The sequence below is a fragment of the Microbacterium murale genome (genome assembly GCF_014635185.1).
Lineage (GTDB): Bacteria > Actinomycetota > Actinomycetes > Actinomycetales > Microbacteriaceae > Microbacterium > Microbacterium murale.
Map to the genome: position 1 here is coordinate 52,785 of NZ_BMCM01000004.1, position 16,944 is coordinate 69,728.

Here is a 16,944-nt window from a genome sequence, read left to right on the forward strand (position 1 = left end):
CATGGAGACGGAGAACCCTCCGCATTCTCTCCGGATATCCCCCGGTGGTCACAGCGAACGCACTGGCTAGACTTGACCACGCGCGGGAGTGGTGGAATTGGTAGACACGCAGGATTTAGGTTCCTGTGCCCCAGGGCGTGTGGGTTCAAGTCCCACCTTCCGCACAGCACGAATCGACTGACCTCTGCACGACCTGCTCGACGGGACACCATGCATCACATCGCACTCATCCCCTGGCTCGACCCCGAGCTCATCATCGGGGCGGCGGGCCCCTGGGCCCTGCTCGTGGTGTGCTTCATCGTCTTCGCGGAGACCGGCCTGCTGGTCGGGTTCCTGCTGCCGGGCGACACGCTGCTCGTGATCGCCGGGCTCCTCACCCACACGAACAACGTCTTCGGGCTGAACATCTGGCTGGTCGCGCTGCTCATCGCACTCGCGGCGTTCGTCGGCGGTGAAGTCGGCTACCTCATCGGGCACAAGGGCGGCCCGGCGGTGTTCGAACGCAAGGAGTCCGGGCTGTTCAGCCGCAAGAACGTCGAACGCACGAACGCGTTCTTCGAGCGCTACGGCGGGCTGACCGTCATCCTGGCGCGCTTCGTGCCGATCGTGCGCACCTTCGCGCCCGTCGCTGCCGGCGTCGGTCACATGCCGTGGAAGAAGTACAGCCTCTACAACCTCATCGGTGCTGTCCTGTGGGGCTTCGGGCTGACGATGCTCGGCTACCTGATCGCCTACATCCCGTGGATCGCCCACCTCGTCACCGAGTACATCGACATCATCCTGCTCGCGGCGGTCGGCGGCACCGCCGTGATCACGCTGTGGCACTACTTCTCAGAGCGCCGCAAGGTGAAGAAGGAACTCGCGGCAGGCGGCGACGTCGAAGTCGGTGCCGCCGAGGCAGACGATCTCGCCCTCGACAAGGACGTCTTCGACCGCGCCCCCGACCTGGACGGCGACGGCAAGCACTAGCCGGTCAGCGGCAGCGCCTCACCCGGCATCCTTCTTCTTCGCCCGTGAGCGCTCGACGCTCGCCTTGAGCGCCTCCATGAGGTCGATGACCTCGCCGCCCTTCTCCTCCTCGCCCTCCTCTGCGAAGGTCTCCTTGACGTCGAAGGTCTCGCCGGCTTCGATCTTCGCGTCGATGAGTGTGCGGAGTTCCTTCTGATATTCGTCGACGAACGACTCCGGATCGAAGTCGCTCGAGTAGCTGTCGACGAGGCTCGATGAGAGCTCGAGCTCCTTCTTCGAGATCTTCACCTCTTCGTCGAGTGACGAGAACTCCGCCGCACGCACCTCGTCGGCCCACAGGAGCGTCTGCAGCACGAGCACATCACCGCGCACGCGCAGCGCGGCGAGCCGCGTCTTCTGGCGGAGCGTGAAGCGCACGATGGCCGTGCGATCGGTCTGCTCCAGCGTCCTGCGCAGCAGCACGTACGCCTTGGGAGACTTGGAATCCGGCTCCAGGTAGTAGGCCTTGTCGAGCGTGAGCAGATCGACCTGATCACTGGGCACGAACTCGACCACGTCGATCTCACGACTGCGCTCGGCCGGCAGCGCGTCGAGGTCCTCCTTCGTGAGGACGACCATCTGACCGTCATCCTCATACGCTCGGTCGATGTTCTGGTAGGCGACGACCTCGCCGCAGACCTCGCACGTGCGCTTGTAGCGGATGCGCCCGCCGTCCTCATCGTGCACCTGGTGCAGCGAGACGTCGTGATCCTCGGTGGCGGAGTACACCTTCACCGGGACGTTCACGAGCCCGAACGTCAGGGCTCCCTTCCAGATCGACCTCATGGGACCAGTACACACCGCGAGAGCAGTCGAATGCCAGAGGCTTGCGGATACTCTTTCGTCATGGCAACAGCCGCGCAGGTCGTCGACGTCGGCGGCCGCCGTGTGCGCCTCACGAATCTCGACAAGGTGCTCTACCCCGAGACGGGGACCACCAAGGGCGAGGTGATCGCGTATTACACGGCGGTCGCGCCCCGGATGCTGCCATTGCTCGCGGGGCGACCGATCACCCGCAAGCGCTGGGTAGAGGGCGTGGGCACGGCGGATGCCCCTGCCGACGCATTCTTCGCGAAGCAGATCGATGCGGGGGCTCCCAGCTGGGTGCACCGGATGCCGATCGAGCATTCCGGCGGGCCGAAGGAGTATCCGATCGCGGATGACCTGCCGGCACTGGTGTGGCTGGCTCAGGTCGCCAGCATCGAACTGCATGTGCCGCAGTGGCGATTCAGCGCGTCCGGGGAACGGCGAAACCCCGACCGGCTCGTACTGGATCTCGACCCCGGTCCCGGCGCCGACCTTCCGCTGTGCGCGCATGTCGCCGGTCTTGCTCGGGACATCCTGCGCGACATCGGGCTGGACCCCGCACCTGTGACGAGCGGTAGCAAGGGCATCCACCTGTACAGCCATCTGGACGGCACGCAGACGAGCGACCAGGCCTCGGCCATCGCCCGCGAGCTCGCACGCTCCATAGAGGCCGATCACCCCGACATCGCGACGAGCACGATGGCCAAGGCCTCCCGCGGCGGGAAGGTGTTCCTCGACTGGAGCCAGAACAACGGCAAGAAGACGACGATCTCCCCGTACTCGTTGCGCGGGCGGGCACAGCCGACCGTGGCTGCTCCTCGCACCTGGGACGAACTCGACGACCCTGATCTGCGCCAACTGCGCTTCGACGAGGTCATGGACCGCGTGGAGGTCGGTGTGGATCCTCTCGCGGGCCTGGTCGCCGCCGCGAACGCCGACCTTCTCGGTTCGTACCGTGAGAAGCGGGACGCGGCCAAGACACCGGAACCCATGCCGCAGACGCTTCCGGCACTGGGTGCCGGCGGACTCCCCCGGTTCGTCATCCAGGAGCATCATGCGCGAAGGCGCCACTTCGACCTGCGCATCGAACGCGACGGAGTGCTGGTCAGCTGGGCAGTGCCGAAAGGTGTCCCTGAGACACCCGACGGCAACCATCTCGCGGTCATGACCGAGCCGCACCCGCTGGAGTACCTCACCTTCCACGGCGAGATCCCGAAGGGCGAGTACGGAGCTGGCACGATGACGGTCTGGGACACCGGCACCGTCGAGCTGGAGAAATGGCGCGAGGACGAGGTCATCGGCACGTTCTCCGGAGCGGGGCCGCTGGGCCGCACACGCCTCGCGCTGATCCGCACCACCGGATCGGGCGAGAAGTCATCCTGGCTGCTGCACCGCATGAAAGAACAGAAGGATGCTGCGCACCGCCCCGATGCGCAGAAGCGGGCCCCCGCGGCATCCGTCGACGATGCGCCCGTCGCGAAGAGCCGGACTGACTCTCCTCCTCGTCCGATGCTCGCCGATTCGGGGACAGCGGGCCTGGTCCGCTCGCTGCGCGACCCGTGGATCGAGATCAAGTGGGACGGCATCCGCGCTCTCGGCACCTGGGCGGACGGCCGGATGACGCTGCACGCCCGCAGCGGCACAGACATCACGTCGCGGTATCCGGAACTCACCTCTGACGGTGCTCCCCACCTCGCGGTCGACGACGCGATCGTCGACGGCGAGATCGTCGCGCTGGATCCCTCGGGGCGCCCGAGCTTCAGCAGGCTGCAGAGCCGGATGCACCTGACGAAGGCGCGCGAGATCGAGCGCGAGGTGATCCGCACGCCGATCGCCTACTACCTCTTCGACCTTCTCCGACTCGATGGTCATGACCTCACACGGATGCCGCTGCGCGACCGTCGAGCGCTGCTGGAGACGCTCGTGGACGGCGTCGATGCGCCGATCGTCGTGCCGCCGGTGTTCGACGATCTGGATGCTGCGCTGGAGACCAGCGATGCGTTCGATCTCGAGGGCGTGGTGGCGAAGGAATCCGGATCCACCTACCGCGCCGGCATCCGCTCCGGGTCCTGGCTGAAGATCAAGCGCACCCGCACGCAGGAGGTCGCGATCGCGGGCATCCGCCCTGGGAAGGGTGACCGTGAGGGTCGGATCGGCTCATTGCTGCTCGGGATCCCGGATGCCGAGACCGACGTGCTGCGCTACGTCGGAAGGGTGGGCAGCGGCTTCACCGAACGGATCCTCGGCGACCTCTCGGCGCAGTTGGAGCCGCTGCGCACGAAGAGCGCCGAGATCTCCGGGGTTCCGGCACCCGATGCACGCGATGCGCTCTGGGTGCATCCGACCCTGGTCGGAGAGGTCGAGTTCGCGAACTGGACGCCCGACGGGATTCTCCGTCACGCCCGCTGGCGAGGACTGCGTCCGGACAAGTCCGTCGACGAGATCGTCGTGGAGTCCTGATCCGACCGGTCAGGCGTGGGCGTCTTCGCATTCGCCCGCCGAGGCCGATTCGATCTGGAACGTGGAGTGGGCGACATCGAAGTGGTCGGCGAGGCACGCCTGCAGCTCTTCGAGAAGAAGATCGGAGCGCCCCGTCGCCAGCAGTGCCGGATCGACCTTGACGTGCGCGGTGAACACGGGTGCGCCGCGGGTGAGTTGCCAGACGTGCACATCGTGCACGCTGCGCACGCCGTCGAAGGCGAGTAGATGATCGCGGATCTCACTGACGTGCGTGTTCTTCGGCGCCGACTCGGCGAGCACCGAGAACACCTCGCGCAGCAGCGAGATCGCCCGCGGGATGATCATGACGGCGATCAGCAGCGACGCGATCGCATCCGCCGGCATCCACCCTGTCGTCACGATGACGATCGCCGCGACGATCACGGCCGCCGAGCCGATCATGTCGCCGAGAACCTCGAGGTAGGCGCCGCGCACGTTGATGCTGGTCTTCTGCGCTGCGCTGAGCAGCCACATCGCCACGGCGTTCGCGATCAGGCCGATCACAGCGACGACGAGCATGAGGGGGCCGGCGACCTCGGTCTCGGTCGGCTCCAGCAGACGTTTCACACCCTCGATGCCGACCAGCACGGAGAGCACGATGAGGATGATGGCGTTGATCAGCGCACCGAACACCTCTGCCCGCTGGTAACCGAACGTGCGCCGGTCATCGGCGGGGCGTGCAGCGACCGCTGTGGCGATCAGAGCGACCACGAGTGCCGAGGCATCCGTGAACATGTGGGCGGCGTCGGCCAGCAGCGCGAGCGAGCCGGTGAGGATCGCGCCGACCACCTGCACGAGCATCACGGTCGCGGTCAGGCACAGCGAGATGGTCAGCAGCCGACGGTTGCCGAAACCGCGGATCCCTCCACTCGGCGCGTGATCGTGCATGCTTCCAGGCTACGGCCGGGACGTGTCGAGGAGCGCCTTTTCTCCTAGTCGGGAAGGGTAACGATTCTCAGTAGCCCGACGGCGTCAGAGCGTCGCCAGCAGCGGGATGAACGCCTGGAAGGCGCGCGCCCTGTGCGACTGCGACTGCTTCTCCTCGTCGGAGAACTCCCCGACCGAGCGCTCGGGAGCTTTCTGTCCGTCGGGGATGAAGATCGGGTCGTAGCCGAATCCGCCGGAACCAGACGCCTCGCGTGCCAGCCGTCCCGGCCACACGCCTGCGACCGTGTGCTCGATACCCTCGGGAGTCACGAGCGCGATCGTCGACACGAACTGCGCCGTGCGGTGCGGATCGGCGATGTCGGCGAGCTGGTCGAGAAGCAGCTCGAGATTCGCCTTCGCATCCTTCCTCTGCCCTGCCCAGTAGGCGGAGAAGATACCGGGCGACCCGCCCAGCACGTCCACGCAGATTCCGGAGTCGTCGGCGAACGCTGCGAGCCCCGTGTGGGCGGCTGCGGCGCGCGCCTTGAGCAGGGCGTTCTCGGCGAAGGTCACACCGTCTTCGACCGGCTCGGGGCCGTCATAGCCGACGACCTCCAGGTCAGGTCGCGTCATCGCAACGATCTGCTGGAACTCCGCGATCTTGTGCGGGTTGTGCGTGGCGAGGACGACCTTCACGCCTGCGCCTCCGAGGGAGCGAGCGCCTCCAGCTGATGCCCCTTCAGCGTCTCGCAGCCGGCCAGGCCGAGCTCCAGCAGCGCGTCGAGTTCACGCTTGTCGAACGGCGCACCTTCGGCCGTCCCCTGCACCTCGACGAACAGTCCCCGACCGGTCACGACGATGTTCATGTCGGTCTCGGCGCGGACATCCTCGACGTATGGCAGATCAAGCATGGGCGTGCCATCGATGATCCCGACCGAGATCGCCGCCACAGAGTCCAGCAGCGGCGTCGCGTTCTTCCCGATGAACTTCTTCTCCCGGCCCCACTCGATCGCGTCCGCGAGCGCGACATAGGCACCCGTGATCGCCGCGGTGCGCGTGCCGCCGTCGGCCTGCAGCACGTCGCAGTCGATCACGATCGTGTTCTCACCGAGCGCCTTGGTATCGACGACCGCGCGCAGCGCGCGTCCGATCAGACGCGAGATCTCGTGTGTGCGCCCGCCGATGCGGCCCTTGACGCTCTCACGGTCGTTGCGGCTGTTCGTCGCACGAGGAAGCATCGCGTACTCGGCGGTGACCCATCCCTTGCCTTTGCCGGTGAGCCAGCGCGGCACGCCGTTGGTGAAGGATGCCGTGCACAGCACCTTCGTGCCACCGAAGCTGATCAACGCGGAGCCTTCGGCATTCGCGCTCCAGCCGCGTTCGATGGTGATCTCACGGAGCTGGTCGGTGGCGCGGCCGTCGGCGCGGACGATGTCGGTCATGAAGTTCCTTCTGGGTTGGAGATACCGGCCTCAGCCAGTTCTGAGAGGTCGGGAAGCGTGATCACGCCGGTCTGCACGTGCTGAACGTCGCGCACCTCGCGACCCATGAGCCGGTTGGCGAGCGCGGTGAACTCCTCGGTGGATTCACCGGTGGCCTCGTACACCGCAGTGGCCACGGCATCCGGCGGAGCGAGAAGATCGCCGCGCACGAGCTGACGGTACACATCGCCGGCCGTCTCGTCGTCGCTGGAGACGAGAGACACTCCATCGCCCATGACGTAGCCGATCGCGCCGCGCAGGAACGGGTAATGCGTGCATCCCAGCACCAGAGTGTCGACGTCGGCTTCGCGCAACGGAGCGAGGTACTCCTCGGCGATGGCGAGCACCTCCTCGGTACCGGTGATGCCCGACTCCACGAACTCGACGAAGCGCGGGCATGCGGCCGTGAACACGGAAAGCCTCTCGTTGACCTCGAGCATGTCCTGGTAGGCGCGTGAGCCGATCGTCCCGACCGTACCGATGACGCCGACGCGGTTGTTCCGCGTGGTCGAGACCGCGCGGCGGACCGCGGGACCGATCACTTCGATGACGGGGACGTCGTAGCGCTCTCTGGCGTCGCGCAGCATGGCGGCGGATGCCGTGTTGCACGCGATCACGAGCATCTTCACGCCCTGGTCGACGAGAGTGTCGAGCACTTCGAGCGAGTAGCGGCGCACGTCGGCGATGGGCTTGGGACCGTAGGGCGAATGAGCGGTGTCGCCGATGTACACGAACGATTCTCTCGGCAGCTGGGCACGGATCGCGCGAGCCACCGTGAGCCCGCCGACACCGGAGTCGAAGATTCCGATCGGCGCGTCATTCATGACTATCGAGCCTATCCCTTCGACGGGCTCAGGGAGCACGCCGCCGCCATGTCGCACTCGCCGCGCTCACTAAACTGAGCGCATGACCTCGTCGACGGCGCTGCTCACAGACCGATACGAACTCACGATGCTGGGCGCAGCACTGCGCGATGGCACCGCCGCGCGGCCGAGCGTCTTCGAGCTCTTCTCCAGGCGACTGTCCGGTGGACGGCGTTTCGGCGTCGTGGCCGGCACAGGGCGCCTTCTCTCACTGATGCGCGAGTTCCGCTTCGGCGACGACGAGCTGCGGTTCCTGCACGACGGCGGAGTCGTGGATACCGAGACGCTCAAGTACCTCGAGAACTATCGGTTCACCGGCTCCGTTCACGGTTACCGTGAGGGGGAACTGTACTTCCCCGGCTCCCCCATCCTCACCGTCGAGGGCACTTTCGCGGACGCCGTGGTGCTGGAGACCCTCGCATTGAGCGTGCTCAACCACGACTCCGCCGTCGCGACTGCCGCCTCGCGGATGAGCATGGCTGCCGGTGAGCGGCCTCTCGCGGAGATGGGCTCTCGCCGAGCAGCCGAGATGTCCGCGGTCGCCGCGGCCCGAGCCGCATTCATCGCCGGGTTCGGTTCGACGAGCAACCTCGAAGCGGGGCGGCAGTGGGGCATCCCCACGATGGGTACGGCCGCGCATTCGTGGACGCTGCTGCACGACACCGAGGAAGACGCCTTCCGCGCACAGATCGAGAGCCTCGGCACCGACACCACCCTGCTCGTGGACACCTACGACATCCGCACCGGTGTCGAGACCGCCATCCGGGTCGCCGGCACCGGGCTCGGCGGCGTGCGACTTGACTCCGGTGACCTTCCTACGGTCGCCGCGGCAGTGCGCACGCAGCTCGACGAACTCGGTGCGACCGGGACGAAGATCACGGTGACAAGCGACCTCGACGAGTATGCGATCGCCGCTCTGGCGGCATCACCGGTCGACTTCTACGGTGTCGGCACATCGGTGGTGACCGGGTCCGGCTATCCGACGGCGGGCATGGTCTACAAGCTCGTCGCCCGTCAGGATCCGTCGGGATCGTGGGTCGGCGTCGCGAAGGCGTCGACCGACAAGGCCTCGAAGGGCGGACGCAAGGCTGCTTTCCGCACGCTGCGAGACGGGGTCGCGGTGGCGGAGACCGTGGTGGTGTCAGACGGTTTCGAAGCGATCAGCACCGGATCCGAGCATCCGGATTCTCGATCGTTGCAGGTGATGCTCGTCGAGGGCGGCGAGATCGACGACGCTCACGAAGGAGTGCAGGGCACGGCATCCGCTCGGGAGCACCATATGCGCGTGCGCGAGGAGATGCCGGTGCGAGCGCTTGCGCTCAGCAAGTCCGATCCGGCCATCCCGACGGTCTTCGTCGACGCGGAGTAGATCGAGAGCGGGGTCCCGAGTCCGGTCAGTTGACCATCGACTCGTAGATCTCCTTGCAGGTGGGGCAGATCGGGAACTTCTCGGGATCGCGGCCCGGTGTCCACTTCTTGCCGCACAGGGCGCGCACCGGCTTTCCTGAGATCGCCGACTCGAGGATCTTGTCCTTCTTCACATAGTGAGAGAAGCGCTCATGGTCGCCCGGTTCGAGGTTCTCTTCGTTGAGAAGTTCTTCCAGTTCGCGATCAAGCGTTGCCACGCCGCCCTGATCGGGGCTGTCCAGCGGAGTACTCATAGCGGTGAGTCTAACCGTCCTGAGCCCGGTGCGGGCCCGCATCGTGCACTCAGGCGGTCTCCACGAATTCCATGAGACGCGCGCCGCCGCGGTCGTAGATCCTTCCGCCGGCGAAAGCGCCGAGCGCGAGGATGACCACGCCGGTGCTGAGGCCGATCCAGAACGTCAGCGGGTTGTACACGCCGTCGGTGATGATCGTCATGATGAACAGCCACAGGGTGGGAGCGCTGACGATCAGGGTGCCGATGAATGCGGCGGCAGGACCGAAGGAACCGCGGGATGCCGATCGCTGCGGCTGCTGGAACGGGCTGTCGCCGGGGCGTGAGACGGCGTACGGCGAGACGACGGACGAGATGCTGGACAGGCCGAGGCCGGAGAGGAACAGGCTTGCGGCGAGCCCGATCATCGGCAGCAGCAGATACCAGCTCTCGATGACGGCGAGCGTCAGAGGAATCGCGATCGCGAGCACGGGGAGCGCCACAAGTGCCACCGGGACCAGTCGGCCGAGGCGATCAGGAAGTCCGCGTACGCCGCTGGCGACGTGCGTCCACAGCGCGGTGGAGTCGTACGCCACATCGTTGTGCGGCAGCCAACCGAAGAACAGCGCCATGACCGGGGCCGGCACGAGGGCGGCGATGTACAGCGGCACACCGGCGACGAGCAGGGGGAACACCGTGAGGATCCCGGCGATGGGCACGACGACGATGTTCACGATGTAGCGGCGATCGCGGAGCCAGTACACCAGGCTCCGCGCCGCGATCGCACCGAAAGCAGTGCTGGGCAGCAGTGCGAACCAGCCGAGGCCGGTGCGTTCGCGCGATGTCGCCGGTCGCCCCGTGGTCGTGAGCAGTCGACGTACGACCCATGACCAGGTCAGCCACACCGCAGCGACGGTCACAGCGGCGACGATTCCGCTGATCCACGCCCCCACGACATCGCCGGCGGCGATCGCGAACGGGAACGCCGGGATCGCGGCGAAGGGAGTGAAGCCGACGATCGTCGTCACGACGGCGACGGGGCCGGGCACCGCACCGTCCCATTCCAGCGAGGCGAGGAACACTGCGACGGGGAAGGCCACGACGACCACTGCGAGGGCGAACAGGGCCGTCAGCTCCCTTGAACGCCGCTCGGGCAGCAGAAGTGCACTCAGCGCCATCCCGATGCGGGCGGCCAGTGCGGAGGCGACGACGCCGATCAGCGACACGAGCACCGCTGTGATCCACGGAGCGCCGAGCTGTACGGCCAGCACCACGATGCATGCGCCCACCGCAAGCAGAGCGAACGAGGGCACGCTGAGCAGCGAGGCGAGCGCGAGGATCCACGGCATCTGCCGCTCGTCGACTCCGAACACGCCGAACCGACGCGGGTCGAGCTGGTCGGACGTGCCGGTGAGGATCGGCCCGATCAGGAAGCCGAGCAGTACAGCGGCGCCGCCGAGCACGATCACCGTGCGCGCCACGGCGAGCGGCGCATCGGCGAGGCTGAGCACGGCGATGCAGACCGCGACGGTGACGATCACGACTGCGGCGAGTCCGAGTACGGTGCGCAGCACTCGTCCCCCACGCAGGGAGCCGAGCATCAGCGTCAGCCTCAGTCGGAGAACGTGTGCAACCATTCGAGGCCCTCCACCTCGCTGACGCCGCCGGAGAGTTCGACGAATCGGGACTCGAGCGTCTGTCCTGCGCGCACTTCTTCGATCGTCCCCTCGGCGAGCACATCACCGCCGACGATGATCGCGACCCGGGAGCAGACCCGTTCGACGAGATCCATGCCGTGACTCGAGAGGATGACGGTGCCGCCGTGTGCGACGTACGCGCGCAGGATGTCGAGGATCACTGCGGATGAGACCGGGTCGACGGCTTCGAACGGTTCGTCGAGCACGAGGACGCGAGGCGAATGGATCATGGCTCCTGCGAGCATGATCTTCTTGGTCATACCGGCGGAGTAATCGGAGACGACGCGACCCAGTGCATCCGCGAGATCGAATGCACGGGCGAGATCTGCCGTGCGCTTCTCGATCACCTCGGCCGCCAATCCACGCAGCAGCCCGTAGTAGTGCAGCAGCTGCCGGCCGGTCAGCCGGTCGAAGGTCCGCAGACGGTCGGGAAGGACCCCCATCAGGCGCTTGGCGCTCAGTGCGTCCGAAGCCTGGTCGATGCCGCACACGACGACCTGACCGGAGGTCGCGCGCAGCAGCCCTGCCAGGATCGACAGCGTGGTGGTCTTGCCGGCACCGTTGGGTCCGACGATGCCGTAGAACGAACCGGCGGGAACGGTCAGGTCGATGCTGTTGACCGCTCGCTGATCGCCGAAGTCCTTGATGAGGCCGCGGAGGACGACAGCGGGATGCGCGGATGCCGGCACCGCAGTGGTGTCGTCGGCCACGGTGGCGGCTGCAGCGGCCGCAGTCTCGAGGTCGATCTCGGACGCGGGCTCGGCCACCGCGATTTCGGGTTCGGCTTCCACGGGCTCGGGCGTGACGGGCAGGGCCACCGCGGCATCCGCCGTCGTGTCGACGATCGCAGGTTCGGTGACCGATTCAGCATCCGCCGGATCGAGGGAGAGGAGGTCGGCGAACAGAGCGTCGTCAGCGACGGCATCATGTGCCGGGGTCTCGATCTCGCCGACCGGAGACGCAACGGCCTCGCCTGTCGGCGCGGCGGCATCGGCAGCGACGGCCGGCTTGGAACGAGCCGTCGGCCTCGTGTCGCGCGGCTTCGTCGTGCGCGGCTTCGCCGGTGTGGTCTTCTTCGCCGGTGTGGTCTTCTTGGCCGTCGTGCGCTTCGCGGCCGGCTTGCGGGATGCTGTGCTCGCAGCGGACTCGTCGGGAGCGGCGGATTCGTCGGGAGTGGCGGATTCGTCGGGAGCGGTCGTCGACGCCTTCGTGTTCTCGGACGCATCGTCGCCGGTTGCGGCGTGAGACCTCTCAGTCTCTTCTGCAGCGGCTGCAGCTTCTGCGGCGGCCTTCGCTGCAGCCGCCTTCGTCGCGGCGGCCTTCGCTGCAGCCGCCTTGGCTGCGGCAGTCCTGGCCGTGGTGGCCTTCGCGGCGGCCGTCTTAGCGGCGGTCCTGCTCGCGGCCGTGCGCGCGGCTGCGGTCTTCGCGGCGGCCGTCTTCGCGGCTGCGGTCCGTGCGGTGGCGGATTTCGCGGCCGCTGATTTGGCCTCGCCCGACTTCACCGCAGCTGCTTTTTCGGCCGTCGTCTTCGCGGCTGCTGTCCTCGGCTTCGCCGCCGCGGTCTTCGACTTCGCAGCCGCTGTCTTCGCCGGGGGCTTCTTGGCAGAGCCGTCGACGGGGGCTGCCGTCACATCGTCTGGGCGATCGAAGCCGTCATCTGGAGAAGCAGTCACCGTCCTAAGGTATCAACGGCTCTGGACTTTCCGAGGGTCAGGCGAAACAATTCAGTCATCGCCTGATCGCGGGACGCTCGACCTGTGCGTCAGGTGTGTACTCGATCACGAAACGGCAACGGCGGCGTCCTCTCCCGGGTGTTCCCAGGGGGCATCGCTAACATGAACAACGGCACGAAGAAGTGTCTGGTCGGTGAACCGACCGTGAACACAGATTTCTTGTTAGGAGTAATCGTGACTCTTCAGACCGTCATTCTTGCCGCAGGCATGGGCTCGCGCCTCGGCCGCGCCCTTCCGAAGCCGCTGACCGAGCTCAGCGACGGACGCACGATCATGCAGCAGCAGCACGAGAACATCCGTGCCGCATTCGGCAGCGATGCCCGCATCACCACCGTCGTCGGGTACCGCGCAGAGACGGTCATCGAGGCTTTCCCGCATGTGAACTACGTGCACAACGAGCGCTACGACGAGACCAACACCTCCAAGAGCCTGCTGCGCGCCCTCGGCGCCACGGGCAAGAGCGGGGTGCTCTGGATGAACGGCGACGTCGTCTTCGACCCGCGCATCCTCGGCCGCGCGATCGAGTTCATCGAGCGCGACCAGTCGTTCGTCGCCGTCAACACCTCCAAGGTGAGCGACGAAGAGGTCAAGTACACCGTGACCGCCGAGGGCTTCATCGACAAGCTCTCGAAGAGCGTCAAGGGTGGTCTCGGCGAGGCGATCGGCATCAACTACATCTCGTCCACGTACAAGAAGGCGTTCATGCGCCAGCTGTCGCGTGTCGACGACCAGGAGTACTTCGAAGGCGGCCTCGAGCTGGCGATCGCCGAAGACGGCCTGCTGCTCGAGCCGATGGACGTCTCTGACCTGTACGCGGTCGAGGTCGATTTCGCCGAGGATCTCGAGCAGGCGAACCTGTACGTCTGATCTTCGCTTCTCAGAGAGCCGCGCCCTGTTGCAGGGCGCGGCTCTCTGCTTTCTCCCTGCGGGCGAACCTAGGATCGTGCTGTGGCTAAGAAGGTGCATAAGATCCATTCCCTCCCAGACGACTCCGCTTGGGACAGGGGTGTCCCACCCGTGGGTTCGAGCGAGCACCCGGCCACGGTGCGGGGCCTTGATCGCGTGCTCGCCATTCAACGCCCGCTCGTGCTGGCGCATATCCGCAGCATCCGTCTGCGCAATCCCCAGGCCACACCCGACCAGCTCGTACGCGTCCTTGAGCGCCGCTATCTCGCGGCCGTGACGGCCGGTGGTGCGGCGGTGGGCGCGACGGCCGTCGTCCCCGGCATCGGAACCGGCATCACCTTGGCGCTGTCTGGTATCGAGACCGTCGGCTTCGTGGAGTCGACCGCTCTGTACGCGCAGTCGCTCGCCGAAGTGCACGGGATCGCGATCGACAATCCCGATCGGGCCCGGGCGCTGGTGATGACGCTGATGCTCGGCAAGGAGGGCGTCGACCTGGTGGCACAGCTCACCAAGCAGGCCACCGGGCGTGGTGCGAGCCGCTCATCGTACTGGGGTGAGCTCGTGACCAAGTCGCTTCCTCGTGCAGCAGTGGGTCCCACTGTCGATGGGCTCAAGTCGATGTTCTTGAAGCGATTCGCGGCAGCGGGCACGACATCGTTTCTCGGCAAGGCGCTGCCCTTCGGTGTAGGCGCAGCGGTCGGCGGTGCGGGAAACCATCTTCTCGGCAGGCGCGTTCTCACGACATCGCGACGTGCGTTCGGCGTCGCGCCCGCAGTACTCCCCGCCGAGCTCGAGCCCGTGACCGGCGCGGAGAAGATCGAGACTCGTGTGCTGCGCGGGGCTCGGTATGCGGGCGCTGCCGTCTCAGGCGCTGCAGGGACCGTGGCGCGGGGCGCCGGGTGGGTAGGGCACAAGGTCGGAGATCTCACGCATCCGAAGCGCAGAGAGCTCGACTCGCCCTCCACCGACCCGAATATCTGAGTCCTCTCCCCCGGTCGTGGACGCCGCCTGCTGAGCAGGCTCGGGGCGTCGGATGCCGCTCCTACCGTGGCGGTCATGCTGAGACCCATCGATCCGAACGAGCTGCCCCCTCCTCCTGCGTACCGCGTGCCGTGGCGGGTGGTGCGGTCGGATGCGTCTCATCCGGTCGTCATCAACGACGGGCGCGACGCCGCCGACTTCGTGCGCGTCTTTCGGGATGATGGCGCTGCGCCCGAGCGCACGCAATTGTGGGGTCAGGTGCTGCCGACAGAGGAGATCGAACTGTGCCTGTGTGCGGCCGACCCGGATGAGGCTGTGGTCACACTCGCGTGGTTCCGCCCCGCTGACGGGCTGGAATACGTGTGGCGGTTCGTCCCATGATGCTTCAGCACGAACGCCGCCACGCCGCCAGTCCGTCATGTTCGCCAAAGGATCAGCCGACCCGTTGTGGCGAGCATCCAACGTCGGCTCGCTTCCCGCCGCTAGTGTGGAAATCGTGACGGACACCCCTGACCTCTCCACGACCGCCGGCAAGATCGCCGACCTCCGCGCGCGCTACAGCGAAGCAGTGGTCGACGCCGAGACGAAGGCGAAGGAGAAGCAGCACGCCAAGGGCAAGATGACCGCTCGAGAGCGCATCGAGCTGCTCGTCGACCCGGGAAGCTTCGTCGAATTCGACGAGTACGTGCGCCATCGCACCACCGCGTTCGGCATGGACCGCAATCGTCCGTACGGCGACTCGGTCGTCACCGGCATCGGCACCATCCACGGCCGAACAGTCGCCGTGTACTCCCAGGACTTCACCACATTCGGCGGCTCGCTCGGCGAGGTCTCCGGGGACAAGATCATCAAGATCATGGAGTACGCCCTTCAGGGCGGCATCCCCGTCATCGGCATCCTCGACTCCGGCGGCGCCCGCATCCAGGAAGGCGTACTCGCCCTCAGCAAGTACGGCGAGATCTTCCGTCTGAACACCCGCTCATCCGGCGTCATCCCGCAGATCTCGATCATCATGGGCCCGGCAGCCGGAGGCGCCGTCTACGGCCCCGCCCTCACCGACTTCGTCATCATGGTCGACAAGACCAGCCAGATGTTCGTCACCGGCCCCGACGTCATCAAGACCGTCACCGGCGAAGACGTCGGCATGGAAGAGCTCGGCGGCGCCCTCACACACAACACCCGCTCGGGCGTCGCGCACTACCTCGCCGAAGATGAAGACGACGCGATCGACTACGCACGCACGCTGCTCGGCTTCCTGCCCGACAACAACATGGCCGAGATCCCCGGCTACGAAAGCGACTTCGAGTGGGAGACCACGGATGCTGATCGCACACTGAACACGATCATCCCGGACTCCGCGAATCAGCCGTACGACATGCACACCGTCATCGACCATGTCATCGACGACGACTTCCTCGAGGTGCAGCCGCTGTTCGCCCCGAACATCCTCATCGGCTTCGGCCGCGTCGAGGGCCGGTCAGTCGGCATCATCGCCAACCAGCCGTCGCAGATGGCAGGGACGCTGAACATCGAAGCCGGCGAGAAGGCCAGCCGCTTCGTGCGCTTCTGCGACGCCTTCTCCATTCCGATCGTCACGCTCGTCGACGTGCCCGGCTATCTGCCCGGCACCGATCAGGAGTGGACCGGCGTCATCCGTCGCGGCGCCAAGCTCATCTACGCCTACGCCGAAGCCACGGTGCCGCTCGTCACAGTGATCCTCCGCAAGGCCTACGGTGGCGCCTACATCGTGATGGGCTCCAAGCAGCTCGGTGCAGACGTCAACCTCGCATGGCCCACCGCGGAGATCGCCGTCATGGGCGGCCAGGGCGCCGTCAACATCCTCTACCGCGGTGAGATCAAGAGGGCTGAAGAAGCCGGCGAAGACGTCTCCGCAGTGCGCACCCGCCTCGCCAACGAATACACGTACAGCGTCACCTCTCCGTTCCTCGCCGCAGAGCGCGGTGAGATCGACGGCATCATCGAACCCGCGAACACGCGCGTCTCGATCGCCAAGGCGCTGCGTTCGCTCCGCGGCAAGCGCAGCGAACTGCCGGCGAAGAAGCACGGGAACATCCCGCTGTGACCACATCGCAACAGCCCCCGGGCGAAGAGAACTCGGTCACGGGCAGCGCGACGGGACAGAGCGCGGCAGACGTGCGGATCATCCGCGGCGCCGCCACAGAAGAAGAGCTCGCGGCCCTCATGGCCGTGGTCACTGACGCCTATGCAACCGAGTCGGCGGATGCTGTCGCCGAAGAGCCTCGCATCTCTGCGTGGCGGCGCACCCAGCGCCCGCTGCGCACGCCGCTGCGCCGCGACATCCCGTGGGGACGATTCTCGGGCTGACGACTGCGCGTCCGACGAGCTCGGGGCCGATCCGGCTTGTCCCCCAAAATACCTACAGACAAGCCATGCACGCCACAGCAGAATTAGATCAACGCTTCGCGTTCGGTCGGTCTCTTT

General features: G+C 66.6%; 16 protein-coding genes and 1 tRNA gene. 9 read left to right on the plus strand and 8 right to left on the minus strand.

Features of this window, described 5'->3' with window-relative positions:
- Positions 1–82 precede the first annotated feature (82 nt).
- Positions 83–164: transfer RNA gene (locus tag IEV67_RS12650), tRNA-Leu, on the plus strand.
- Between the two features lie 46 nt (positions 165–210).
- Positions 211–969: a DedA family protein gene (locus IEV67_RS12655; RefSeq protein ID WP_188436947.1), complete on the plus strand. Its 759-nt coding sequence runs from the start codon at positions 211–213 to the stop codon at positions 967–969.
- Positions 970–987: 18 nt separating this feature from the next.
- Here the strand turns inward: IEV67_RS12655 and ku are convergent, their stop codons facing one another.
- On the minus strand, positions 988–1,794 hold the full coding sequence (ku, locus tag IEV67_RS12660; RefSeq protein WP_188436948.1) for a non-homologous end joining protein Ku: 807 nt from the start codon (positions 1,792–1,794) through the stop codon (positions 988–990).
- Positions 1,795–1,854: 60 nt separating this feature from the next.
- Here ku and IEV67_RS12665 point away from each other — a divergent pair, with 60 nt between their 5' ends.
- Positions 1,855–4,275 carry an ATP-dependent DNA ligase gene (locus IEV67_RS12665; RefSeq protein WP_188436949.1) on the plus strand — a complete coding sequence of 807 codons (2,421 nt, stop codon included), beginning with the start codon at positions 1,855–1,857 and terminating at the stop codon, positions 4,273–4,275.
- 9 nt (positions 4,276–4,284) lie between these two features.
- Here IEV67_RS12665 and IEV67_RS12670 read toward each other — a convergent pair whose 3' ends face one another.
- From IEV67_RS12670 to murI, 4 genes are all read right to left on the minus strand, one after another.
- On the minus strand, positions 4,285–5,202 hold the full coding sequence (locus tag IEV67_RS12670; protein ID WP_188436950.1) for a cation diffusion facilitator family transporter: 918 nt from the start codon (positions 5,200–5,202) through the stop codon (positions 4,285–4,287).
- A gap of 84 nt (positions 5,203–5,286) precedes the next feature.
- Positions 5,287–5,877: an RdgB/HAM1 family non-canonical purine NTP pyrophosphatase gene (gene rdgB / locus IEV67_RS12675; RefSeq protein ID WP_188436951.1), complete on the minus strand. Its 591-nt coding sequence runs from the start codon at positions 5,875–5,877 to the stop codon at positions 5,287–5,289.
- Positions 5,874–6,623: a ribonuclease PH gene (gene rph, locus IEV67_RS12680; protein WP_188436952.1), complete on the minus strand. Its 750-nt coding sequence runs from the start codon at positions 6,621–6,623 to the stop codon at positions 5,874–5,876. Before rph ends, rdgB begins: the two co-directional genes overlap by 4 nt.
- Positions 6,620–7,486, minus strand: coding sequence for a glutamate racemase (murI, locus tag IEV67_RS12685; protein WP_188436953.1), 867 nt, complete (start codon positions 7,484–7,486; stop codon positions 6,620–6,622). Before murI ends, rph begins: the two co-directional genes overlap by 4 nt.
- A gap of 82 nt (positions 7,487–7,568) precedes the next feature.
- On the opposite strand from murI, the gene IEV67_RS12690 reads away from it, so the two are divergent.
- A complete protein-coding gene (locus IEV67_RS12690; RefSeq protein ID WP_188436954.1) occupies positions 7,569–8,894 on the plus strand; it encodes a nicotinate phosphoribosyltransferase in 1,326 nt (441 codons plus the stop codon).
- Positions 8,895–8,919: 25 nt separating this feature from the next.
- On the opposite strand, the gene IEV67_RS12695 is transcribed toward IEV67_RS12690, so the two are convergent.
- From IEV67_RS12695 to IEV67_RS19000, 3 genes are read right to left on the minus strand one after another with little or no spacing between them, the layout of a single operon-like run.
- A complete protein-coding gene (locus tag IEV67_RS12695; RefSeq protein WP_033106861.1) occupies positions 8,920–9,186 on the minus strand; it encodes a DUF3039 domain-containing protein in 267 nt (88 codons plus the stop codon).
- A gap of 49 nt (positions 9,187–9,235) precedes the next feature.
- On the minus strand, positions 9,236–10,765 hold the full coding sequence (locus IEV67_RS12700; protein WP_229703096.1) for a hypothetical protein: 1,530 nt from the start codon (positions 10,763–10,765) through the stop codon (positions 9,236–9,238).
- A gap of 11 nt (positions 10,766–10,776) precedes the next feature.
- The gene (locus IEV67_RS19000) at positions 10,777–12,534 is read right to left on the minus strand and encodes an ABC transporter ATP-binding protein (RefSeq protein ID WP_229703097.1); all 1,758 of its coding nucleotides are present in this window, start codon (positions 12,532–12,534) and stop codon (positions 10,777–10,779) included.
- 234 nt (positions 12,535–12,768) lie between these two features.
- On the opposite strand from IEV67_RS19000, the gene IEV67_RS12710 reads away from it, so the two are divergent.
- From IEV67_RS12710 to IEV67_RS12730, 5 genes are all read left to right on the plus strand, one after another.
- Complete coding sequence (locus IEV67_RS12710) at positions 12,769–13,461, plus strand: phosphocholine cytidylyltransferase family protein (protein WP_033106859.1); 693 nt, start codon at positions 12,769–12,771, stop codon at positions 13,459–13,461.
- 81 nt (positions 13,462–13,542) lie between these two features.
- Positions 13,543–14,481 carry a hypothetical protein gene (locus IEV67_RS12715; protein ID WP_229703098.1) on the plus strand — a complete coding sequence of 313 codons (939 nt, stop codon included), beginning with the start codon at positions 13,543–13,545 and terminating at the stop codon, positions 14,479–14,481.
- 75 nt (positions 14,482–14,556) lie between these two features.
- A complete protein-coding gene (locus IEV67_RS12720) occupies positions 14,557–14,862 on the plus strand; it encodes a hypothetical protein (protein WP_188436956.1) in 306 nt (101 codons plus the stop codon).
- 115 nt (positions 14,863–14,977) lie between these two features.
- Positions 14,978–16,564: an acyl-CoA carboxylase subunit beta gene (locus IEV67_RS12725; protein ID WP_188436957.1), complete on the plus strand. Its 1,587-nt coding sequence runs from the start codon at positions 14,978–14,980 to the stop codon at positions 16,562–16,564.
- Positions 16,561–16,827, plus strand: coding sequence for an acyl-CoA carboxylase subunit epsilon (locus IEV67_RS12730; protein WP_306440997.1), 267 nt, complete (start codon positions 16,561–16,563; stop codon positions 16,825–16,827). Before IEV67_RS12725 ends, IEV67_RS12730 begins: the two co-directional genes overlap by 4 nt.
- The last annotated feature ends 117 nt before the right edge of the window (positions 16,828–16,944 follow it).

Coding starts and splice junctions, on each gene's coding strand:
- IEV67_RS12655 (WP_188436947.1), top strand. CDS start 211: ATGCATCACATCGCACTCATCCCCTGGCTCGACCCCGAGCTCATCATC.
- ku (WP_188436948.1), bottom strand. CDS start 1,794: ATGAGGTCGATCTGGAAGGGAGCCCTGACGTTCGGGCTCGTGAACGTC.
- IEV67_RS12665 (WP_188436949.1), top strand. CDS start 1,855: ATGGCAACAGCCGCGCAGGTCGTCGACGTCGGCGGCCGCCGTGTGCGC.
- IEV67_RS12670 (WP_188436950.1), bottom strand. CDS start 5,202: ATGCACGATCACGCGCCGAGTGGAGGGATCCGCGGTTTCGGCAACCGT.
- rph (WP_188436952.1), bottom strand. CDS start 6,623: ATGACCGACATCGTCCGCGCCGACGGCCGCGCCACCGACCAGCTCCGT.
- murI (WP_188436953.1), bottom strand. CDS start 7,486: ATGAATGACGCGCCGATCGGAATCTTCGACTCCGGTGTCGGCGGGCTC.
- IEV67_RS12690 (WP_188436954.1), top strand. CDS start 7,569: ATGACCTCGTCGACGGCGCTGCTCACAGACCGATACGAACTCACGATG.
- IEV67_RS12695 (WP_033106861.1), bottom strand. CDS start 9,186: ATGAGTACTCCGCTGGACAGCCCCGATCAGGGCGGCGTGGCAACGCTT.
- IEV67_RS12700 (WP_229703096.1), bottom strand. CDS start 10,765: ATGCTCGGCTCCCTGCGTGGGGGACGAGTGCTGCGCACCGTACTCGGA.
- IEV67_RS12720 (WP_188436956.1), top strand. CDS start 14,557: ATGCTGAGACCCATCGATCCGAACGAGCTGCCCCCTCCTCCTGCGTAC.